This is a genomic window from Sodalis glossinidius str. 'morsitans' (assembly GCF_000010085.1).
GTDB classification, from domain to species: Bacteria; Pseudomonadota; Gammaproteobacteria; order Enterobacterales; family Enterobacteriaceae; genus Sodalis; species Sodalis glossinidius.
Genome location: NC_007712.1, coordinates 502899 through 523098 on the forward strand (window position 1 = coordinate 502899; position 20200 = coordinate 523098).

Genomic DNA, 20200 nt, shown 5'->3' on the forward strand with positions numbered 1-20200 from the left:
CCAACCGCCACACCCACGCGGGGAGGCGAAGGTTATGAGTAAGGGAATAGGTTACGCCGAAAGCCAGTTATGGAGCGGATTTCCACTCGCCTGCCTCGCGCGCGACAGGCGTTGGCGCTCATGTGCAGTGACGCGCTTAGGCGTTTTTGACTCGCCGCCGGCGGATAATCAGCAGCACGCTGCCTATCAGGCCGGTGACCAGCAGCACGAGGGGAAGGATAATTAATGCCATCATCACCTTATCCTCATGATGCTTAACCATCGGCACATGGCTGATGGCATAGCCGAGCGAAACCAGCACGGTGACCCAGATTAGCGCGCTTAACCAATTGAACAACTGGAAACGGGTATTGCTAAGGCCGGAGATGCCGGCCATTGTGGGCAACAGCGTGCGCACAAAAGCTAGAAAGCGACCGACCAGCAGCGCGGTCAGGCCATGGCGATTAAACATGGTGTAAGCGCGCAAATGATAATGGGCAGGCAAATGGGGCAGCCAGCTTCTCATGATACGCGTGTCTCCCAGCCAGCGGTCTTGCAGGTAGCTAAACCAGCAGCCAAGGCCGGCCGCCGCGCTGAGAATAATCAGCGTGGGAAAGAACGCCATAACGCCTTTGGCAACCATCGCACCTGAGAGCAGCAGTAGACTATCACCCGGCAGAAAGGAGGCCGGCAGCAGTCCATTTTCCAAAAATAGTGTGGTAAATATTACCCCATAGACCACCCAAATCATCTGGGGATCGGCCAAAGCGGCAAAATCCTGATGCCAGAGCGCCCGGATAATCTCTTCTAGTAGATTTATCTCAACCTTCTTACTCACATTTTATCGACAGCTTAGCGCCACGCCGGATTGCAGTCCTTGATCCATCACCCAACCAAACATTTTTTTAATCTATTTTAGTCAGCAAAGCGTCAACCGGCGATGAATCGGCGTATAAACGCGATTTCATCACTTAGATGACGCGATGCGGGCGAAGCCTGAGGCTAAATCGTCGATCAAATCCTCGCAGCTCTCCAGGCCGATATGCAGTCGTACCAGCGTGCCGGTGAAATCGACGCCGCCGGCGGGGCGGATAGCCGCCAGTTCTTCCGGCTGATTCGCCATTATCAGTGATTCAAAGCCACCCCAAGAGTAAGAAATACTAAAGTGTGTAAAATGATCCAGATAATGTGCCAGTTGATCATCGCTTAATCGTTGTTTGAGGACGAAGGAAAACAACCCGCTGGCGCCGGTAAAGTCCCGAAGAAAGGCTTCGTGGCCTTTGCACCCCGGCAGCGCGGGATGATTGACGACCGCCACTTCCGGGCGTTGCGTCAGCCAGCGTGCCACGCGCAGGCCATTTTCTTCATGCTGTTTTAACCGTATGCCAAGGGTACGCAGCCCTCGCTCGGCCATATAAGCGGTATCGGCGTCAACCATCTGGCCCATCAGATAGGATTGCTCGCGTAATTGGTCCCAGCAGCGCGCGTTGGCCACGGCGGTGCCGATCATGGCGTCGGAATGGCCGATAAGATATTTGGTGCCGGCCTGAAGAGAAATATCAACCCCCAGATCCAGCGCCTTAAGCAGTACGCCTGCCGCCCAGGTATTATCCAACATAATGATGATATCGGGATTTTTGGCGCGCACCGCACGCACAATGGCGGGAATGTCTTGTACTTCCATGGTAATGGATCCTGGGGATTCCAGCATCACCACCCGCGTATTATCCTGAATCAGATCGCCGATATCCGCGCCAATGAGCGGATCGAACCAGGTGGTCGTGATATTCATTTTGCCGAGTATTTGCCGGCAAAAGTCCTGTGTTGGCTCATAAGCCGAACCGGTGACTAAAATATGATCGCCCGCCGAGACGAAAGACAAAATCGCGTTGCTGACCGCGGCGGTACCGCACGGATAAAACGCGCAGCCGGCGCCGCCTTCCAGCTCCACCATCGCTTGCTGGAGGGAAAAATGGGTAAGCGTACCGCGCCGACCGTAATACAACTCGCCGCTGGCGCGTCCCGCCGTGGCCTTTTTCTTGTGCTGGACGGAATCAAATACCAGCGAGGATGCCCGCTGGATAATCGGGTTCACTGAACCCTGCGTGAAAGCAGGTTTTCTGCCGGCGCTTATCAGCACCGTTTCTAATTTCTTCGACGTCATTATGCGCGCTTTGCCTTTTGCCAGAAATTTTATGCCGTACGTGGCGGCGGAGATCATCCGATTCAGGTTATCACTTATGTCGGGCGCGGGGCAGACGTTTTGCCGGCCTTTTCGTTATTGGATCCCTGCGGGCATTGTGGTCACGCTTGACCGCTTGCGGGCACCCCAAGCTATCTCAACGGCACTTTTACCACCGCGATAGGGTTTGATGGTGCGGTGACAAATTTACCCTGACATTACCCCGCGCGTGACGTGTGCCAAGCACAAATAATAATGAGAACTACTATCAATTCTTATCTCATTTGCTATTATTCTGGCTGAATTATTCTTGGATCAGTATTGGGTGGAGGACAGCGTGAAATCGGCTGTTAAGCAACAGAACTTATCATTGAGCGGTGCATCAACCGGACAAGGCGCTGTATTCGCCCCGATGTTGCGCGCCATTTTCCTGAGCCTGCTTCTGGGCTCAGGTGTGGCGGGCAACGCCCTCGCCGCGCCAGCCACTGCCGCCACGCAATCTGATGCCGCCGCGGCCGACGCCGGCGCGGCCAATACCACCCCGGCGCCTGCCGCCGCACAGCCGGCGACCAGCGGGCCGTTATCGATGCAGGTTCCCGTGGGGGCGACGCCTGCGCAACAGCAACTGATGCAAATGGATCTCTCCGTTTGGGGCATGTATCAACATGCTGATGTGGTGGTGAAAATTGTCATGATCGGCCTGCTGCTGGCTTCAGTGGTGACCTGGGCATTGTTTTTCGGCAAGGGCGCCGAACTGCTGGCGGTCAAACGGCGCCTGCGCCGTGAGTTGCTGCTTTTGAAAGACGTGCGTAGTCTGGATCAGGCCACGACAGTGGCGGCGAATTTTTCCCCCCGCAGCCTGAGCGTCAGTCTACTGGCCGAAACCGCCAACGAATTGGATCTGTCTGCCCGTCTCAGCGACAACAACGGGATAAAAGAGCGCGTGGCGTTTCGTTTAGAACGTCGGGTAGCCGGCGTTAGCCGCGCCATGGGGAAAGGTAACGGTTTTCTGGCCACCATTGGCGCAATTTCGCCCTTTATTGGCTTGTTCGGCACCGTTTGGGGCATTATGAACAGTTTCATCGGTATCGCCCATACTCAGACCACCAATCTGGCGGTGGTCGCGCCCGGTATTGCTGAAGCCCTGTTGGCGACGGCCATCGGTCTGTTTGCCGCCATTCCGGCGGTGGTTATTTACAATGTTTTCGCCCGGACCATCGCCGGTTACAAAGCGATGGTAGGGGATTGTGCCGCGCAACTCCTGCTGTTGCTCGGCCGCGATCTGGATCTGGCCGCCGAAGCGGGCAGCCAAGTATCCGCGCAGGTGACTAAATTTCGGGTTGGATAAGTAATGGCGATGCATTTAAATGAGGATGTTGATACCGACGGCGAAATGCACGATATCAACGTTACACCTTTTATCGATGTCATGCTGGTGCTGCTGATTATTTTCATGATTGCCGCACCCTTGGCAACGGTAGATATCAGGGTGGATTTGCCGAACTCCACCGCGAAGCCTCAGCCGCGGCCGGCGGACAAGCCGTTATATTTATCGGTTAAAGCGGACAAACAGCTCTATATCGGCGATAAGACGGTAACTATGGCGACACTCGCCCAGATGTTGGACGAACAGACCCAGGGCAATAAAGAAACGCCGATATTCTTCCAGGCGGATAAGAGCGTGGACTACGCCACTCTGATGTCGGTAATGGATAGCTTGCGCAAGGCGGGCTATTTTAAAGTCGGGTTGGTGGGATTGGAGTCCCCCGGTCAGGGGTAATGTGCTGGCACACCCTGTCGCCAACGTCTCTATTAGCGTTCTCCTGACTCGCCAAAACGCGCCGGCCGCACCCGCGGCCCGGCGTCTGAACAGCTAACGTTGCCGTTGGTCGATGTGATGATGGGCCCACGGCCCCGCCGGTCAACCTGGCGCGCAACAACTTCCCTTATACAAGGCGACCCAGCCTATCCTGTCGATTCCCCAGTTCTCTTCTAAACATGTCACCGTCAAACGCGATGAGCGCCGCCGCTCCTGGTCTTTCCCTTACCCCAAATGATTGCCCCCGGTGATGCCATGCACCTCCGCCGTCATAAGCTGGATTCCTGCGAGGCGAGATACACATAGATCGGTGCCAGCTCCGCGGGCTGCCCGGCTCGGCCCAGTGGGGTCGAGGTACCTAATGAAGGGAGCGCCTCGGTGGGCTGACCGCCGGCCACCTGTAAGACGGTCCAGATGGGTCCCGGGGCGACACAATTGACGCGAATGCCTTTCTGCGCCACCTACTTGGCCAAGCCGCGGGTAAAGTTGAGAATGGCGGCTTTTGTCGAGGCATAATCCAGTAGCGTCGGACTGGGTTGATAGGCTTGAATCGACGCGCCGGGCGGCAAATGGGGCAGGGTGGCCTTGATCATCCAGAACAAAGAGAACACGTTGGTTTCAAAGGTTTCACGGAACTATTCCGTGGTGAGATCGGCGATATCTTCCACCGCGGTTTGCTTTCCGGCCACCAACGCCAGAATATCCAGTCCGCCTAACTGATTCAGCGCGTCCTCCACTACTTTGACATTGACCGATTCGTCGCGCAGGTCGCCGGTGAGCAAGACCACTTTCCGACCGGCTTCTTTCACCAGCTCGGCTACCTGTTCGGCATCTTTATGTTCGCTGGGATGATAAGCGAGGGCGACGTCGGCGCCCTCTCGGGCAAAAGCGATGGCCGCTGCGCGTCCGATATCGGAGTTGGCGCCGGTCACCAATGCTTTGCGGCCTTCAAGACGAGCGCTACCGCGATAACTTTTTTCACCGCAATCAGGAACGGGTGTCATGTCGGTTTGCAGACCGGGCGGATTTTGCTGCTGCTTGGAGAAGCCGTCTTTTGAATATTGAGTCACAGGATTCTGCATTTTATATTGGTCATAATCAGCCATTATTATCTCAATATGTTGTGAAAGTTATGCTGATAGATAGCTATAAGGTTAGTTAATGTTTGCCAATTTTTCTAATTACTATCAGGTTAAGTAAATTCGTCGATGCCAAATTATGCTTAAGTAAATAATATAATAATTTTCGGTTAAAAAATCTCATGTGTTTTATATGCATTTTCTACGAAAGTGCCCTATTATCAGCGCGACGGCAGCGTTCTATAAGAGATTTTAAGCAAAGAAGTGAGATTGCTTCAGCGCGCGTTTTTTGGCTATGATGGAATCGATGTGATTGTTCTTATCATTCCCTTCTTCCTCAGCCGATCTCTCCTCTGAACCCTAATTTAATATAGTCATTTTCGCCGCTAAGGACGCTAATAACCTGAACTTTAGTACAGGTTGTTAGTTAATTTCTTTACTGATACTATAAATACGCTTTAAATATCTTCTGCTCATTTTTATTTATAATGATAAAAGGATTGTCTATGTTTAATTTAATCAACGTAGAATACAAGGATATAATAAATGACAGGCTGGAGGAATTATATCTCCTGCGCAAAAGGACGTTTAAAGATCGTTTGAACTGGAAGGTTTCATGTAAAGGAGAGCGTGAATTTGACGAGTACGATAACGAAAACACTCACTATCTGCTTGGGTGTTATAACGGTGAATTGATCTGCAGCGTACGGTTTATCAGCATGAAATACCCTAACATGATTACCGGCCCCTTTCGCGATTTTTTTCGTTACGAAGCGCCAGCCGATGATGCACTGTTTGAGTCAAGCCGCTTCTTTGTCGATAAAGACAGAGTCAAGTCGCTGACCGAAACGAAGCTGCCTTTTTGCCATCTGTTGTTTCTGGGAATGATAAATTACACCCGCGCCGTCGGGATGAAAGGGATATTGACGGTGTGCAGCCGATCGATGTACACCATTCTTAAACGCAGTGGCTGGCTCATAGAGGTTCAAACCATTGGTAGCTCTGAAAAGGACGAACCTGTCTACCTGCTGCGGCTTCCCATTGATGACGATAGCCAGGCAAATTTAATCAAATATATTCGGCGCTATCATTATTGTGATGAATATTACCTGAAGAAATGGCCGGTTTATCTGTAATAGTTCCTTGTAAATACCCATCAATGGATAACGCTTGACCGACTTATGACAGATATTGATTGTCAATGGCGTGAGCTATCCGAGGCCTTAAAGAATAATGTCCGGCAATATATTCCTTGAGCCATTGACAATGCGTTAGATAGCTATTCATTAAAATTAAGCAAGTGCAGGTCCGTCGCTTTTTTGATAGCGTGTTTTGCATTAATGACGTCGAGCTTAACAATAAGGTTGCCAATATGGAACTTCACGGTACTTTCTGTTATGCCCATAATAATGGCGATTTCACGATAAGTTTTACCAATACTTGCCCAATGCAGCGCTTCGATTTCGCGAGAGGTCAGTCTTTTTTCTATTTTAGTATTTGATGTGTTGGTCTGCTGCGCTTTCTCAGCCAGGAACCGGTTATGAATGGAAAGAAATAGCAGATATAAACGATCCTCATGGTCGCTAATACATTTCATCAACTGGTCGGGATCGCTTTCAGTATACAGGCTAAGCATAGCCAGATTATTTTCATGATCGTGCAGAGGGAAAGTATATCCGCGAGTAATGTTGTATTCTGAGCTTTGGGCGAAAATATTACTTTTTTGGTGTTTGGTCTTCTTGAAGTAATTCTTTTGCCAAGGAAAAGACATAATCTTTTGGCTGGCAACCAATAGAACGGGATCTTGCTTATATAATTTATTTTTCATGTATTTCTCTACCCATTCTTTCGGGTAGTTTGAATAAATGACAGGTTTTTCATCCTGGGATTTGTTGAAAATAAAATAGGCGAAGCGGATAGGCTGATTGATATTCATTTCATGCTGGAGAAGATCATGAATTTCTGCGGTGACCAGACCGTTTTCCCGAGATGTAAATGGCTTAATTATTGAGAACATTTTGCTTCTCATCGTTTGATTTAAGTGATAAAGGCAGTATATTGAGGCGCAAAAGGATAATTTTCTGGGCAAAGACTGCCAACAGAAAATGAGCAACAGACAAACCATGCTCGTCAAGGGTTATGCGTACATAAAAAAATATAGATTTTTATTAACTTATTTGTTTAATAATTTTTTATATTCTTGACACGAAAAAAATTTTGGCTAATGTGTGTGTCGATAAATATATCATGTATCTATTATTTAGTATCATGTTATTTTCACAATAAGTCAAATTTTATTGTTGGGAGGGTATTTACCCAAAAGTAACTTAAATAATCATTAAATATATAATAATATGAACTTAGAATCTAATTATCTGCCTATTTTTTTGGCGGCGCGCGATGATGCAAACATGCCGCACCCGGCGAGGCTGACAGGTGTGCGGGTTTACTTTATACTTCTTCATGCCATCGAGGTGACTTCCTCTTTGCTGGGAGGTACCCGCGCATCAAGACCGACATCAGGAAAGAAGAATATGCGCAGGATACTTGAAATCGCGGTGCCGGCGAGGGTTATGAACAATTATCGTTTTATCTTGTAGGGGGGATTCCTTTCCTCTTCTTTTATTTTGTCCATCGTGGTGGTGCTGTTTGTTTCCCAGCAAAATAGTAAAACGCAGGCGCGTCATGATATCCATAGCCTGGTCGGTTTTATCGATACCGTAATGGACAATGGCGATAAGGCCGCCCAACAGGCGCTGATGCTGGCAGGGTGCCCCTGTGCGACGGTGCTTGAAACGTTAAGCGGCCTTGCCAGGCAGTATCCTTTGCCGCTCGGTCAGTTTGGCGGCTCAAAATGGCCTCTATTGTTCTCCGCTGCCGGTAACCGTGATAAAAGAGGCGCTGGCACCCATGCCCGCCGGTGGAAAGGGGCGGCGCTAAGCTTGCATGCCGGCCCCGCTGCGGCGGAGATCGTATTGCAACAGCGCCGGGGACAACCGCGCGCGGTGGTCATCATCGATTCCCACACTTTGCGCACAATAATGAATACGCTCAGCCCGTCCCGCCCGGTGATTCTGGCGATAGGAGACACCTTACTCACGCCGGCCGGTACGCATACTCCCCTCGGCGCTCAAGACCCGCATAGGCATATTGTTACCGGCGCTTCGGCGCGTTACCCCTATCGATTGCAGGCGGTGATGACCCCGGGAGTGCCCTGGAGTTATTTTCTCATTAACGACGGACATATGATTTTGCTGGTTGCCGCCATAGAGCGCTGATGATGGCGTTGTTAATTCATCATATGATGCTCGGCCTGAAACGTAATGAATTCGAGGCCTACTACCAGCCTGTCATGAACGTTGCCCGAGGCTATTGTTCATGCGTGGAAATTCTGGTTTGCTGGCGACGACACCCTGTGGATGGGATTATCTCGCCCGACGTTTTTGTCCCGCTGGCCGAAACTTCTGGCTTAATTCTCCCATTGACGGCAAAATTAATGGCGCAAGTGGCGGATGATTTGGCGCAACATTGGCGTGCAGACGACGAAACGCTCCATGTCGCGTTCAATATAGCGGCTATCCACCTGCAAAGCGATTACATCGTCAAAGATTGTCGCCAGTTTCTTCATAAGGTGCATCGGCGCCGTATTCTTTTGGTACTGGAGCTGACAGAGCGGCAGTATATTGAATTTAACGCCGCGACCCGCCATGTTCTTGCCTCGTTACAAGCCCTTGGCGTTATCATTGCCATTGACGATTTTGGCACTGGCTACTCGGGGCTCTCATACTTGGGCAACATGCAGATTAATTTATTGAAAATTGACCGTTCCTTTGTCGCAATGATAGGGCTGGAGGACAGCGCCACCGATCTGGTCACGGGTCGCGATCCATTCTCACTCTCGCTGCCAGCCACCGGGCATTTGCAAAATCAAGTTAACTACGGACTGCATTAATAAGTGTTTAGCTAGTGTGTGGTAATATTATTTTTAATCTATCTATTAATTTTTAACATTATGATTTAAATTATATGAAATTTTATTTATTGGCGTTTTCGGATTTGCGAACCAATACTATTAGCCCTTGCGTAGACAGAAATCGTTACGCTGCATCATTATTTCTCAACGTCTGAGTGTGCCGTCTGCGGTTTGATGCTGAGGGAATACGTGTCCTGTTTTCTGAAGGGTATGGCGTCTTATCATCATTATAGTCATACTTTGAATGTTGTTTGTAATTTTGAATGTTGTTTGTAATACAAGCAACTGTCTTGAACGATAAAATTATAGAGAAACGTGATGGTACGATTCATCCCACTCTTCGTTCTTTCTGAGCATCGCGTTCAGGATAGTCAGAAGTTTACGTATACAGGCAACCAGAGCGACTTTTTTGGCTTTTCCCGCTGCAAGCAGCCGCGTATAAAATGCTTTTATCACCGGATTAAAGCGGGTTGCGACAAGTGCGGCGATATAAAGCGCTGTTCGGACTCCGCCCCTTCCGCCAAAGATGGTTCGCCGGCCCCGCATGGTACCCGAGTCCCGGTTTATGGGAGCAACGCCTACAAGCGCGCTGATGGCTCGTCTCGAGAGGCTACCCAGGTCGGAAACCTCCGCCAGCAACGCTGCAACCGTCATCGTACCAACCCCTTTAATACTGCTCAGTCTGGCAGCCAGCGCTTTGATGATGATATTGATACTTTTCCTGCTCTGTGGATGAACGGGATAAAGACGGTTACGCTCAGCAATCAACATCGCTGTTAGCTGGCGTCGGCGCACTACCATCGCAGCAAGAACCTGACGCTCCGCATCCAGCATGGCACGGATAAAGCGTTCCCGCCCTGGATGTCGATTAGTGACCTCCGCCATTTGTGCAAGCACCCGTGCATTAATATGGTCCGTTTTTGCCAGATAGCCCATAGTGCGGGCAAAGTCACGAGCCTGTCTGGGATTGACCACCGCGACGTCAAAGCCTTCAGTCTGAAACGAGCAGGCCACGGCAGCTTCAAGTCCACCAGTGGCCTCTATCAGAACCAACACCACCGGATACTTTCTCAGTTCATCAGTAATAGCATCAAAACCGTCCGTCAGAGTCATTACTGACCGTAAACTGAGCAATATCACTGCTGGCAGCAATGTCCAGTGTCGCTTTAGAAACATCAATTCCCACAAAAAGTGGATTTGGCAGACTCATTATTACCCATCCTTGCAAATACGTTATGGAGTACGGACAACTGTTCGGGTTTCAGATGAGTGGCTCAGTATAGGCGTCATTAGCTTCTCTACGGGCTATAAACCCTGGGATGAATCAGACTACATACACCTTGCCAAATCTATTCGTCACTATGCTAACTAAATTTCAAGATACAAGGGGGGACGCAACAGCCACGGCGACGGCAGAAAACCCACTGCGGCAAAATAATTTGCGTCCCGGTCCCGGAGAGTAAGACGCGGGGCATGCGTTCTGGCGGTGATGCATCAAGCTTGCGACCGCCTGCGTCAGGCGCCGTTTTCTTCTGCGTCGCCCTGCTCCCCGGTCTTTATTTCACTAGACGCGCGCTGCCTTTATCTCATCGGACGCGAGCTCTCTCTATCTTACCGACGTGTTCGACAAATACTATTTGTTTCCCCCTCGTTACTGCCTCCCCTTACGACAGCGTACTGTTGTGGTACGCTTGCGCACACTGTAGCCGCGCCAACTAAACGCTTAGTCACGCGGCTTGCTTCGAGTGAGTCGTATCTGGTGGGCGAGGCGATGGATAATGCCCATGGCGCCGCCGCAGATGCTGTCCACGGCTGCTCCCCTGGTCGTCAATGGATGGACCAGAACGCGGGCGCCTTAACCCCGCACCGAGTCCTCTAAACGCGATGGGCAGGGAGATTTTTTCAGCAACGGGGAATTCGCTACCTGCGCTGACGGTCAATTTAGGCTACTCTTATCGCCATTTTTTAACGGGACTGCCGGACGGCGGTGATATTGAGGGATTATGAGGGGAGAACAACAGGGGATGAGCCGATGTCTTGAGGCCCGCCACATAGAATTAATCGCGCTGGGCGGCACCATCGGCGTCGGTCTGTTCATGGGGGCGGCGAGACGCTGCAATGGGCTGGTCCCTCGGTTTTGTTGGCCTATATCATCGCCGGTATCTTTATCTTTTTCATCATGCGCTCCATGGGGGAAATGCTCTACCTGGAACCGATAACAGGCTCCTTTGCCGTTTACGCCCATCGTTATATGAGCCCCTTCTTCGGCTACCTGACCGCCTGGAGTTATTGGTTTATGTGGATGGCGGTGGGGATCTCCGAAATCACCGCGATTGGCGTCTATGTGCAATATTGGTTTCCCCACCTGCCCCAGTGGCTCCCGGCGCTGGCGGCGGTAGGATTGGCGGCGGTGCTTTTATATGGCGAGATCGAGTTCTGGTTTGCCTTGAAAAGATCACCACCATCATCGTCATGATTGTGGTCGGGCTGGGCGTGATTTTTCTCGGCATAGGCAACGGCGGCCAGCCGGTAGGGCTGGCCAATCTGACCGCGCGCGGCGGTTTTTTTGCCGGCGGCTGGAAAGGTTTTCTCTTTGCGCTATGCATTGTGGTGGCCTCATATCAAGGCGTTGAGCTGGTTGGCATTATGGCGGGGGAAGCAAAAGATCCGCAGGTGACGCTGCGCCGCGCCATTAGCAATATTCTTTGGCGCATATTGATCTTTTATGTAGGCGCCATTTTTGTCATCGTCACGCTGTTTCCGTGGAGTCAGATCGGGGCTAACGGAAGCACGTTCGTGCTGACCTTCGCTAAAATCGGTATTACCGCCGCGGCGGGAGTGACGGTGTCGATCGTCGTGCTGCTTGTGGGCTCTTGCCTGAATTATGTCATTCCCAATCCGCTCCAGGTTTTTGTCTACATTTATAGCGCCATCGTGTTGCCGGGCATGGTGCCGTGGTTTGTGGTGCTGATAAGCCAGTTGCGTTTTCGTAGACGACATCACCAGGCGATGCGCGACCATCCTTTCCGATCGGTGTTGTTTCCGTGGGTGAATTATATCACCATGGCGTTCCTGTGCTGCGTGCTGCTGGGAATGGCGTTAAGCCCCGACACCCGGATGTCGTTGACGGTCGGCGGTGTGTTTTTGCTGAGTATCTCCCTGATTTATCGCCTGTGTGGCCTTGGCAGGCGCAGTACTCCCTCCCGCTGCTGTCGAGCGGCGGTATAGCAACGGTAATGGGGGCAGTGGTCTCCGGCGCTAGCGGGCCAGGAGACGCGAGTCGTCGTGGTGTAACACGCGTTGTACCACTCGCTTGCGGGCGTTCTGGCCGCTGCGGTATATTCAAAGGCGGCGCGTTGGCTCGAGTGACGTCACGGGATGCTGCACCACCTCACCCCGAAAGGGGGTGGGAGCGTTTCCGCCGCGGCGGCGTAATGAAAAATGCCGACGGGCGCGCGGGTCGTAATTTATTTCCTTTCACCTTTATTTTCCATTTTTTCAAAAAAATGAGAATCCACGCACCGGATTGGTGCGCTGGTCCCTCTACGCTTAGGAAACCGACGGGGTATCAGGCCGCCCCATTGCCTGCCCGCGGTTGGCCCCCCTTTGCCGATATGGCAGAGATATTGCTTGGCTGACTGGCCTGAGCAATCGTGACCGGCGGTTGCGTGTTCATCATCTGTCTTCATTGGTTAAACGTTGTTACTGCAGAGTTTGTTGCCGATGAGTGCTGCAAGTCGTTCCAATAAACCAGCTTTAAGAAACACGATAATGTCTCTGAAACCGATAGCACCTCTGCTTGCCGCTTTATTGTTAGGCTGTCTTGGCACGGCGTTTGCGGCCCATGCCGATATCACCGTCGCCGGGCCGTTTTCCGGCCCCAACGCAACGTACGGCGATCAATACTGGCGCGGCGCCAGCCAGGCCGCGGAGGATATCAACGTCGCCGGCGGGATTAACGGCGAAAAAATTACCCTGGTGCAGGGGAATGATGCCTGCGAGCCCAAACAGGCGGTCGCGGTGGCCAACCGTCTGGTCGATCAATCCCATGTCGCGGCGGTCATCGGTCATTTCTGCTCGTCTTCCACCATGCCGGCCTCGGAGGTGTATGACGATGCTGGCATTCTCGCCATCACACCCAGATCCACCAACCCGCAAATCACCGAGCGCGGTATGAACACTATGTTTCGTATGTGCGGCCGTGACTATCAGCAGGGGGCTATTGCCGCCAGTTACATTATCGACAAATTGAAAGCGTCCAAAGTGGCGATTATTCATGACAAAGATACCTACGGCCAGGGATTGGCTGACGCCACCAAGGTCGCGCTGAACAAAGCGGGCGTTAAAGAGGTGATGTATGAAGGGTTATCGCGCGGCGAAAAAGATTTCAACGCTCTGGTGACCAAAATACGCTCGGTGGATCCGCAGGTGGTGTATTTCGGCGGATGCCATCCCGAAGCCGGGACGCTGGTGCGGCAAATGCGTGAACAGGGTGTGAAGGTGACGTTTTTCTCCGGCGACTGCATCGTCACCGAAGAGCTGGTGACCGCCGCGGGAGGTCCGCAATATACCGATGGGATATTAATGACCTTTGGATAAGACCCGCGCTTGATCCCGGCGGGCAAATCGGTCATTGAAACCTTCCGCGCCAGCAAATTCGAGCCGGAGGGTTATACCCTTTACGCTTACGCTTCGTTGGGCGATTGCCGCCGCGTTCAAAGCTACCGGCGGCAGCGATTCCGCCAAAGCCAGCGATTGGCTGAAATCCTATTCGGTGGACACCGTGATGGGTCCCAAAAGCTGGGACAGCAAGGGGGATTTGAAAGTCTCCGATTACGTGGTTTATCAGTGGGATAATAAGGGAAAATATCAGCAGGTGCCTTAACCGCGCGGCATATACCTCCAGGGGCGCGCCGGCATGATAAGCCCGGCGTGCTGTCATCGCAGAGCGCCGTGAGGTGTTCTGTTGGGCCAGACGGGACCGCTTATCTATGGAAGCATTTTTTGGCAGCAAATGTTTAACGGCTTAACCCTGGGCGCCGTTTATGGTCTTATCGCCATCGGCTATACCATGGTGTATGGCATCATCGGCATGATCAATTTCGCCCATTGCGAAGTCTATATAATCTCCGCCTATTTGTGCGCCATCGGCCTGGTGCTGCTCTCTTTCTTTGGCGTGTCCTCGTTTTCACTGCTGATTTTCGGCACGCTGGTGGTCACCGGGGTCTACGGCTGGGTCATCGAGCGTATTGCTTACCGCCCCTTGCGAAATTCCACCCGGCTGGCGCCGCTGATTTCCGCTATTGTTTGTCACTGATATTGCAAAATATGCACAAATCAGCCAAGGCCCGCGCCAGCAGGGTATTCCTACGTTGCTTAATGGCGTCGTCAAATTTTCACTGGGCGACAGCGTGGTGCAATTGACCTATACCAAGGTCTTTATCCTGGCGGCATCGCTGGTGTGGATGTTGGTGCTGAACTGGGTAATCACGCATACCCGGCTCGGCCGTATGTGCCGCGCGACGCAGCAGGACCGCAAGATGGCCGCCATGGCCGGGTTGGCGGGGGTGTTAATTACCATGAACTACGGCACGTTTGATTTCTACGCCGGCTTTATCATCGGCATCAAAGCCTTCACCGCCGCGGTGCTCGGCGGGTTGATCCTAGGCGTGGCGGAAGCGCAGTTTTCCGGCATGGTTAATTCCGATTACAAAGATGTGTTTTCCTTTTCTCTCTTGGTGGTAATCCTCATTTTCCGGCCCCAGGGCTTGTTGGGGCGGCCTTTGGTTGCCAAAGTATAGGAGCGGGCCTGATGGCCCTTGTTATTTTCGGCCCTATGGTAGGTGTGGTATTGAACGGTTACCGTTTTGATTTCCACGGCCAGCGCTGAGCCTTATTGGCAGACGGCGCCGGGCAAACGCTGGCTGTCTCGCTTCGAGGGGGAGAGGGATGGAGTTTTTATGCGCGCGCGCCGGAAGCCAAAAGCCCACTGAGCTGGATGGCAGCATTGCTAATCTTGCTGGCGGCGTTGTTTCCCTTTGTGGCCACCAAATATCTGCTGACGGTCGGGATCCTGGGCCTGATTTATGTCCTGCTCGGCCTGGGATTAAATATCGTGGTGGGCCTCGCTGGCCTACTGGATCTGGGTTATGTGGCGTTCTATGCCATTGGCGCCTACGGTCTGGCGCTGGGATACCAGTACCTCGGCTTGGGCTTCTGGTCGATGCTGCCGCTGTCCGCCATTATGCGGTGGCGGGAGCGTTGCTCGGTTTTCCGGTCCTGCGGATGCACGGTGATTATCTGGCGATTGTGACTCTGGGATTTGGCGAAATAATCAGGCTGGTGCTGAACAATTGGCTGGCGTTTACCGGCGGTCCCAACGGCGTACCGGTGCCGTCACCCACGTTTTTCGGACTGGAATTTGGTCGCCGCGCCCGGGAGGGCGGCGTACCTATTCATGAGTTTTTACACACAAACTACAATCCCAATCTGAAATTTATTTTTATCTATACGGTGCTGGTGTTGGTGGTACTGCTGGTGTTTTACATCAAACACAGGCTCACCAGGATGCCTGTCGGTCGCGCCTAGGAAGTGCTGCGCGAAGATGAAATCGTCTGCCGCGCGATGGGGCTGAATAATGTCCTGGTCAAGCTTTCGGCCTTTACGCTCGGCGCCTCTACCGACGGACTGGCGGGCGTGTTTTTCGCCAGTTACCAGGGATTCGTCAATCCAACCTCATTTACGTTTTTTGAATCCTTGCTGATCCTGGCCATTGTGGTACTAGGCGGTCTGTGATCCACCCTCGGAGTGGTGATTGCCGCCTTCGTACTGACGGTTGCCCCCGAGCTGCTGCGTGGTTTTGCCAAATATCGGGTGCTGTTGTTTGGCGTGTTGATGATGATTTGGCGGCCGTGAGGCCTGATTCGCGTCAGCCGCAGCGGTTTCACCCCGCGTAAGGGGGTAGCGCCATGACCGAGTCGATACTGCGCGTGGCGAATTTGCAAATGCGGTTCGGCGGTATCCGGGCGCTGAATGATGTCAACCCGGACGTGACGAGTGGCTCAATCACCGCGCTTATCGGCGCCAACGGCGCCGGAAAATCCACGTTACTCATGTCCATCTTTGGTCAGCCGCGTATCGCCGGCGGGGCGACGGGTGTTTCCCGATATGACGGTGGAGGAAAATTTATTGATGGGCAATATCGCCATCGGCACCCGCTATCAGGCCGAGGATTTGGCGCGCATGTATCACCTGTTTCCCCGGCTGGAGGAGCGACGCGGCCAGCGTGCGATGACGCTCTCCGGCGGCGAATAGCAAATGCTGGCCATCGCCCGCGCGCTGATGAGCCGGCCCAGGCTGCTGTTACTTGATGAGCCGAGTTTGGGACTGGCGCCCATTATCGTCAGGCACATTTTTCAGATCTTGCGAGAATTGGTGGCCGGGGGAATGACGCTCTTTTTGGTTGAGCAAAACGCGCATCACGCGCTCACTCTGTCCGATCACGGCTATGTCATGGTGAACGGCCAGATTCGACTAAGCGGCCCTGGTAAGGCGCTGCTGGGGAACGAGGAGGTGCGCAAAGCCTATCTGACCGCTGCCGGTAGTCCCGTCCTGTTATAAAGGAAAATAACGCTAATGCATGATTATTTAATGTATTTATCGGCAACGGAAACAAATATATATACAATTCCTCGGGGTAAAAGTGTTAAAGTAATTTATAATTGATTTTTATTAATAATCAATATTATCAAAGAAATACACTTAACCCAGGATGCCATCATGGACGCCAAATCAAAAAAATAGCTAGAAGAATTACGGGCGAGCAGCCGTAGTGAGCATGCAACGTTACTTATGCCTTCTTCGGATGCCATCGCTCCCCGGACCCTGGGCCAGCTCATGGCCGATACCATTACCGCGGTGATTGGTACCTGGACCTTTATTATTATCCAGACCATCATCATCGGCTGGACCAGCTATAACCTGCTGATGGGAAAAAGCGGTTTTGACCCTTACCCTTTTATCCTGTTGAATTTATTTTTATCCTTTTAGGTGGTCTATACCGCGCCGGCGATTATGATGAGCCAGAAAAGGGAAGGCGAGGTCGATCGCTACCGGGCGGAAATCGCCTCTAACGTCAACGTGAAGTCGGATCTGGAAATGTACGCGCTACACGATAAAATTGATTACCTGGAAGGGGATATCGTTACCTAGATTAAAGAGCAGTTGACGGAGATATCCCTGCAATTGGAGGAAATCAAACGCCAGCATCGCCCGCAATAACCTTTGCCAACCGATCCGTCGATGCATTTATTCGAAGAACATAGTCAGGGAATTTGATTGGAGATAAATACTTTTTATCGCTAGGATCGCTTCTACTATCAATCATAAGAACGGTACTTCCCATGTTCGCTTCTCTGAATAACGGCTTTTCCCGCCTGTCCGACCATCTCGATTTCGCCAAGCTGTTGCTGCGGCTGACCTTCGGGATCCTGATGCTGTTTCACGGCGCGTTCAAATTGCAGCACGGCGTGGGCTGGATGGATAGGCGGCATGCTGGCGCAGCACGGGCTGCCGGCGTTCATCGCCTACGGCGCTTATATCGGTGAAATCGTGACGCCGCTGATGATAATCATTGGTTTTATGGCCCGTCCCGCCGCGCTGATTTACGCCGTCAATCTGGTAGTGTACACCCTACTGGTGCATATCGCCGATGTCTTTACCCACACACAAGTCGGCGCCTGGAAGCTGGAAACGGAGGCGCTATACTTCATGGGAGGCATTATCATTATGCTGTTTGGCGCCGGCCGCTATGTGCTGGTTAGTAACTCCCGACTTCAATAGCCCTGTCGACCCGTCACGCTGGTCGTCGGCTGATGGGTATTCTTCATGACGTGACCCGACTTTATTCGCCACTGGCGTAAATTGGAAGATGATGGTAACGATACGTATGAGGGCGATAGCGAGCGTTTCAGATTCGGCGCGCCGCTCGGACGGGCGCTGGGCCTGACCCGCATCGGCATCCACCATGAGCGTTTACCGCCTGGCCGGCGCAGCACTTATCCCCATGCGGAAAGCCGGGAAGAGGAGTTCGTCTATGTTCTGGCGGGTACACCCGACGTCTGGCTAAATGGGGAATTATATCCCCTGTTGCCGGGGGATGCGGTCGGATTACCTGCCGGCACCGGTATCTGCCATACCTTTATCAATAACACTGCAGACGAGGTCATGCTGCTGGTGGTAGGCGAAGCCGACAAGCCGGAAAATCGTATCCGTTACCCTATGAATCCCGATTACGAGGCGCGCCGACCGCTGGCGGGATTACCCCGATCTCCCTTTCGGCGATCACGACGGCAAACCGACGACACCACGCCCCTGACACCTACGCTGAGACGTGCCTGTGCCAGTTGGGGGAGTTGTCAGCCGCGAGCGGCGTGATGCCAGATTTGCCCGAGGGCGGTTGCGATGCGTGCTTTGCCTGATCGGTTTTAGCGCCAACCCTTCAGAGCCGCTCATGGCGCCCTGTTCGCTGCGACGCAGTAGGCTTTGCTGTGAAAGCGTCTTCAGCGTCAATCGCGCGCGTCTTCAAACGCTTATGGATACCATGGGAAGAATAATTCACCAGCGGAGATAAAGTACACCTTGTCGCCGGGCAAAAATACCATGATGACGATGGTGGGAAATGTGCCCGCCCGCTGATAAATTAGTTTTTCGACGGGATCATTGAACCTCTTTTATTCAATTACAGTAGCAAATAACACTACGTCAGAATAATGCCGTTTCCCATAAATAATAGCCGGAATAACAGTGCCAATATACCCGGCGGCATCATCGGATCCTGCGCGCGGCCGATGGTGACGGATAAACCTGCGTGGGCAACGGCCACCGGTTATTATCCCTTTTTTAATCTTAATGCGCCGGTTTATTCCTGCGGTTGAACGCTGAATGAATAAGATCGATATCCGTTATAAAATATTAAACAGATCCTTTTGATGTTTATTCTTCGTTAAGGAGTCAGGACTTATAGTGCCCGGAAATATGATATTTACAGGGTAACCGCCGTGAGCCTCGATCCACTTTTTTCTCACCTTAAGACCGGCAACGGAATTAACAGGGCATCTCCTTCCGGGCGCAGCTGGCCGTCGCAGGAGTATGCGCGTGTCTGATGCCGCTCACTTGAGCTCGGTTTCGGTCGTCATTCCCATATTCAACGAGGCGCAAAACCTGCCGGCGCTGCTGCAGTGTACCGACGCCGCCTGCCGCCAGCTTGGCCTGTGTTATGAAATTATTTTGGTGGATGACGGTAGCCGTGATGGCTCCACCGCATTGCTGCGCGCTGCCGCCCAGGCTCCCGGCAGTCGGTTTGTCGCAGTGCTGTTGAACCGCAACTATGGGCAACATCCGGCAATTTTGGCCGGTTTCAGTCAGGCGCGGGGGGAGGTGATCATCACCCTTGATGCCGACCTGCAATCGCCGCCGGAAGAGATTCCGCGCATGGTCAGTATCGCCTGCGAAGGTTATGACATTGTGGGTGCTATACGCGCCAACCGGCGTGACGGCTGGCCGCGCCAGCTGGCTTCATGCGCGCAGAACCGCCTTATCCATCACGTCACCGGCAAAAGCACTGCGGACTATGGCTGCGTCCTGCGGGCGTACCGGCGGCCAATCGTCACGGCGCTGCTGCAAAGCCGCGAGAGTGGCATCGTCCCCATCCTGGCGAACCGGTTGACCGAGCGCATTACCGACATCGAGATAAGCCATGCGCCCCGCAAGCAGGGCATGTCGCATTTCAGGACGCTGTACGGTCTTTATCGGCTGTACGATCTGGCCGCGACGCTGATGACCGCTCCGCTGAGCGTCATCGGCGGCCTCATCGCCCTGGCCGGGTTCTGCATGGGTATGGGAATGCTCCTGCTGCGCGGTTTGCTGGGCCAGGTGTGGGCCGGCGACGGGGTGTTTACGCTTTTCGCCTTCCTTTTCACCTTTATTGGCGCGCAGCTTATGGCGCTGCTAGGTGAATATCTTGGCCGTATTTACCAGACGCTGCGCGCACGACCCGCTGCGGTGATCCAGCAGGTCATTGGCGCGTCTCCTGCCGATCGCGACGAGTTTATGCCATGAGCCGGGAATGCAAGGCGGGCGGAGCGCGGAGCGACGTCGTCTGGCGCAGG

At 52.7% G+C, this 20200-nt stretch carries 10 protein-coding genes and 10 pseudogenes; 14 read left to right on the forward strand and 6 right to left on the reverse strand.

The features are described 5' to 3' along the window. Positions 1-136: 136 nt before the first annotated feature. A complete protein-coding gene (locus SGP1_RS02565; RefSeq protein WP_041867343.1) occupies positions 137-799 on the reverse strand; it encodes a DedA family protein in 663 nt (220 codons plus the stop codon). A gap of 147 nt (positions 800-946) precedes the next feature. Further along, complete coding sequence (metC, locus tag SGP1_RS02570; RefSeq protein WP_011410143.1) at positions 947-2143, reverse strand: cystathionine beta-lyase; 1197 nt, start codon at positions 2141-2143, stop codon at positions 947-949. Positions 2144-2498: 355 nt separating this feature from the next. Here metC and exbB point away from each other — a divergent pair, with 355 nt between their 5' ends. After that, positions 2499-3509 (forward strand): tol-pal system-associated acyl-CoA thioesterase, encoded by a 1011-nt coding sequence (gene exbB, locus SGP1_RS02575; protein ID WP_424141135.1) that lies wholly within the window; start codon positions 2499-2501, stop codon positions 3507-3509. Between the two features lie 3 nt (positions 3510-3512). Beyond that, positions 3513-3941 (forward strand): TonB system transport protein ExbD, encoded by a 429-nt coding sequence (exbD, locus tag SGP1_RS02580; protein WP_011410145.1) that lies wholly within the window; start codon positions 3513-3515, stop codon positions 3939-3941. Positions 3942-4205: 264 nt separating this feature from the next. Here the strand turns inward: exbD and SGP1_RS02585 are convergent. After that, positions 4206-5086, reverse strand: a pseudogene (locus tag SGP1_RS02585) (SDR family oxidoreductase). Positions 5087-5565: 479 nt separating this feature from the next. On the opposite strand from SGP1_RS02585, the gene SGP1_RS02590 reads away from it, so the two are divergent. Continuing rightward, the gene (locus SGP1_RS02590) at positions 5566-6195 is read left to right on the forward strand and encodes an acyl-homoserine-lactone synthase (RefSeq protein WP_011410147.1); all 630 of its coding nucleotides are present in this window, start codon (positions 5566-5568) and stop codon (positions 6193-6195) included. Between the two features lie 143 nt (positions 6196-6338). Here SGP1_RS02590 and SGP1_RS02595 read toward each other — a convergent pair whose 3' ends face one another. Next, on the reverse strand, positions 6339-7076 hold the full coding sequence (locus SGP1_RS02595; protein WP_011410148.1) for a LuxR family transcriptional regulator: 738 nt from the start codon (positions 7074-7076) through the stop codon (positions 6339-6341). A gap of 625 nt (positions 7077-7701) precedes the next feature. Here SGP1_RS02595 and SGP1_RS02600 point away from each other — a divergent pair. Together SGP1_RS02600 and SGP1_RS02605 are read left to right on the forward strand one after the other, a co-directional pair. Continuing rightward, positions 7702-8337 (forward strand): CSS-motif domain-containing protein, encoded by a 636-nt coding sequence (locus SGP1_RS02600; RefSeq protein WP_158302315.1) that lies wholly within the window; start codon positions 7702-7704, stop codon positions 8335-8337. After that, positions 8337-9011: an EAL domain-containing protein gene (locus tag SGP1_RS02605; protein ID WP_050747363.1), complete on the forward strand. Its 675-nt coding sequence runs from the start codon at positions 8337-8339 to the stop codon at positions 9009-9011. The genes SGP1_RS02600 and SGP1_RS02605 overlap by 1 nt, the downstream gene beginning before the upstream one ends. A gap of 324 nt (positions 9012-9335) precedes the next feature. Here the strand turns inward: SGP1_RS02605 and SGP1_RS02610 are convergent. Next, positions 9336-10242: pseudogene (locus tag SGP1_RS02610) on the reverse strand (IS110 family transposase). A gap of 793 nt (positions 10243-11035) precedes the next feature. On the opposite strand from SGP1_RS02610, the pseudogene SGP1_RS35520 reads away from it, so the two are divergent. The 8 pseudogenes from SGP1_RS35520 (at position 11036) to SGP1_RS02655 (ending at position 18408) form a co-directional block, all read left to right on the forward strand. After that, positions 11036-12260: pseudogene (locus SGP1_RS35520) on the forward strand (amino acid permease). Positions 12261-12803: 543 nt separating this feature from the next. Then, positions 12804-13917, forward strand: a pseudogene (locus tag SGP1_RS02625) (branched-chain amino acid ABC transporter substrate-binding protein). Positions 13918-14046: 129 nt separating this feature from the next. Beyond that, positions 14047-14833 (forward strand): annotated as a pseudogene (locus SGP1_RS02630) (ABC transporter permease subunit). Positions 14834-14953: 120 nt separating this feature from the next. Then, positions 14954-15947, forward strand: a pseudogene (gene livM / locus SGP1_RS02635) (high-affinity branched-chain amino acid ABC transporter permease LivM); the annotation flags it as partial. 53 nt (positions 15948-16000) lie between these two features. Further along, positions 16001-16652 (forward strand): annotated as a pseudogene (locus tag SGP1_RS02640) (ABC transporter ATP-binding protein). A gap of 276 nt (positions 16653-16928) precedes the next feature. Beyond that, positions 16929-17243, forward strand: a pseudogene (locus SGP1_RS32510) (DUF1003 domain-containing protein). A 191-nt stretch (positions 17244-17434) separates the two neighbouring features. Continuing rightward, positions 17435-17873 (forward strand): annotated as a pseudogene (locus tag SGP1_RS02650) (DoxX family protein). A gap of 63 nt (positions 17874-17936) precedes the next feature. Continuing rightward, a pseudogene (locus SGP1_RS02655) lies at positions 17937-18408 on the forward strand (cupin domain-containing protein). 381 nt (positions 18409-18789) lie between these two features. On the opposite strand, the gene SGP1_RS34900 reads toward SGP1_RS02655, so the two are convergent. Beyond that, a complete protein-coding gene (locus tag SGP1_RS34900) occupies positions 18790-18915 on the reverse strand; it encodes a hypothetical protein (protein WP_279379434.1) in 126 nt (41 codons plus the stop codon). A gap of 272 nt (positions 18916-19187) precedes the next feature. Here SGP1_RS34900 and SGP1_RS02660 point away from each other — a divergent pair, with 272 nt between their 5' ends. After that, positions 19188-20150 (forward strand): glycosyltransferase, encoded by a 963-nt coding sequence (locus SGP1_RS02660; RefSeq protein WP_011410153.1) that lies wholly within the window; start codon positions 19188-19190, stop codon positions 20148-20150. Positions 20151-20200: the final 50 nt, after the last annotated feature.

Excerpts from the sequence above, each read along its gene's own strand:
- metC (WP_011410143.1), bottom strand. The coding sequence starts at position 2,143 with ATGACGTCGAAGAAATTAGAAACGGTGCTGATAAGCGCCGGCAGAAAA.
- exbD (WP_011410145.1), top strand. The coding sequence starts at position 3,513 with ATGGCGATGCATTTAAATGAGGATGTTGATACCGACGGCGAAATGCAC.
- SGP1_RS02590 (WP_011410147.1), top strand. The coding sequence starts at position 5,566 with ATGTTTAATTTAATCAACGTAGAATACAAGGATATAATAAATGACAGG.
- SGP1_RS02595 (WP_011410148.1), bottom strand. The coding sequence starts at position 7,076 with ATGTTCTCAATAATTAAGCCATTTACATCTCGGGAAAACGGTCTGGTC.
- SGP1_RS02605 (WP_050747363.1), top strand. The coding sequence starts at position 8,337 with ATGATGGCGTTGTTAATTCATCATATGATGCTCGGCCTGAAACGTAAT.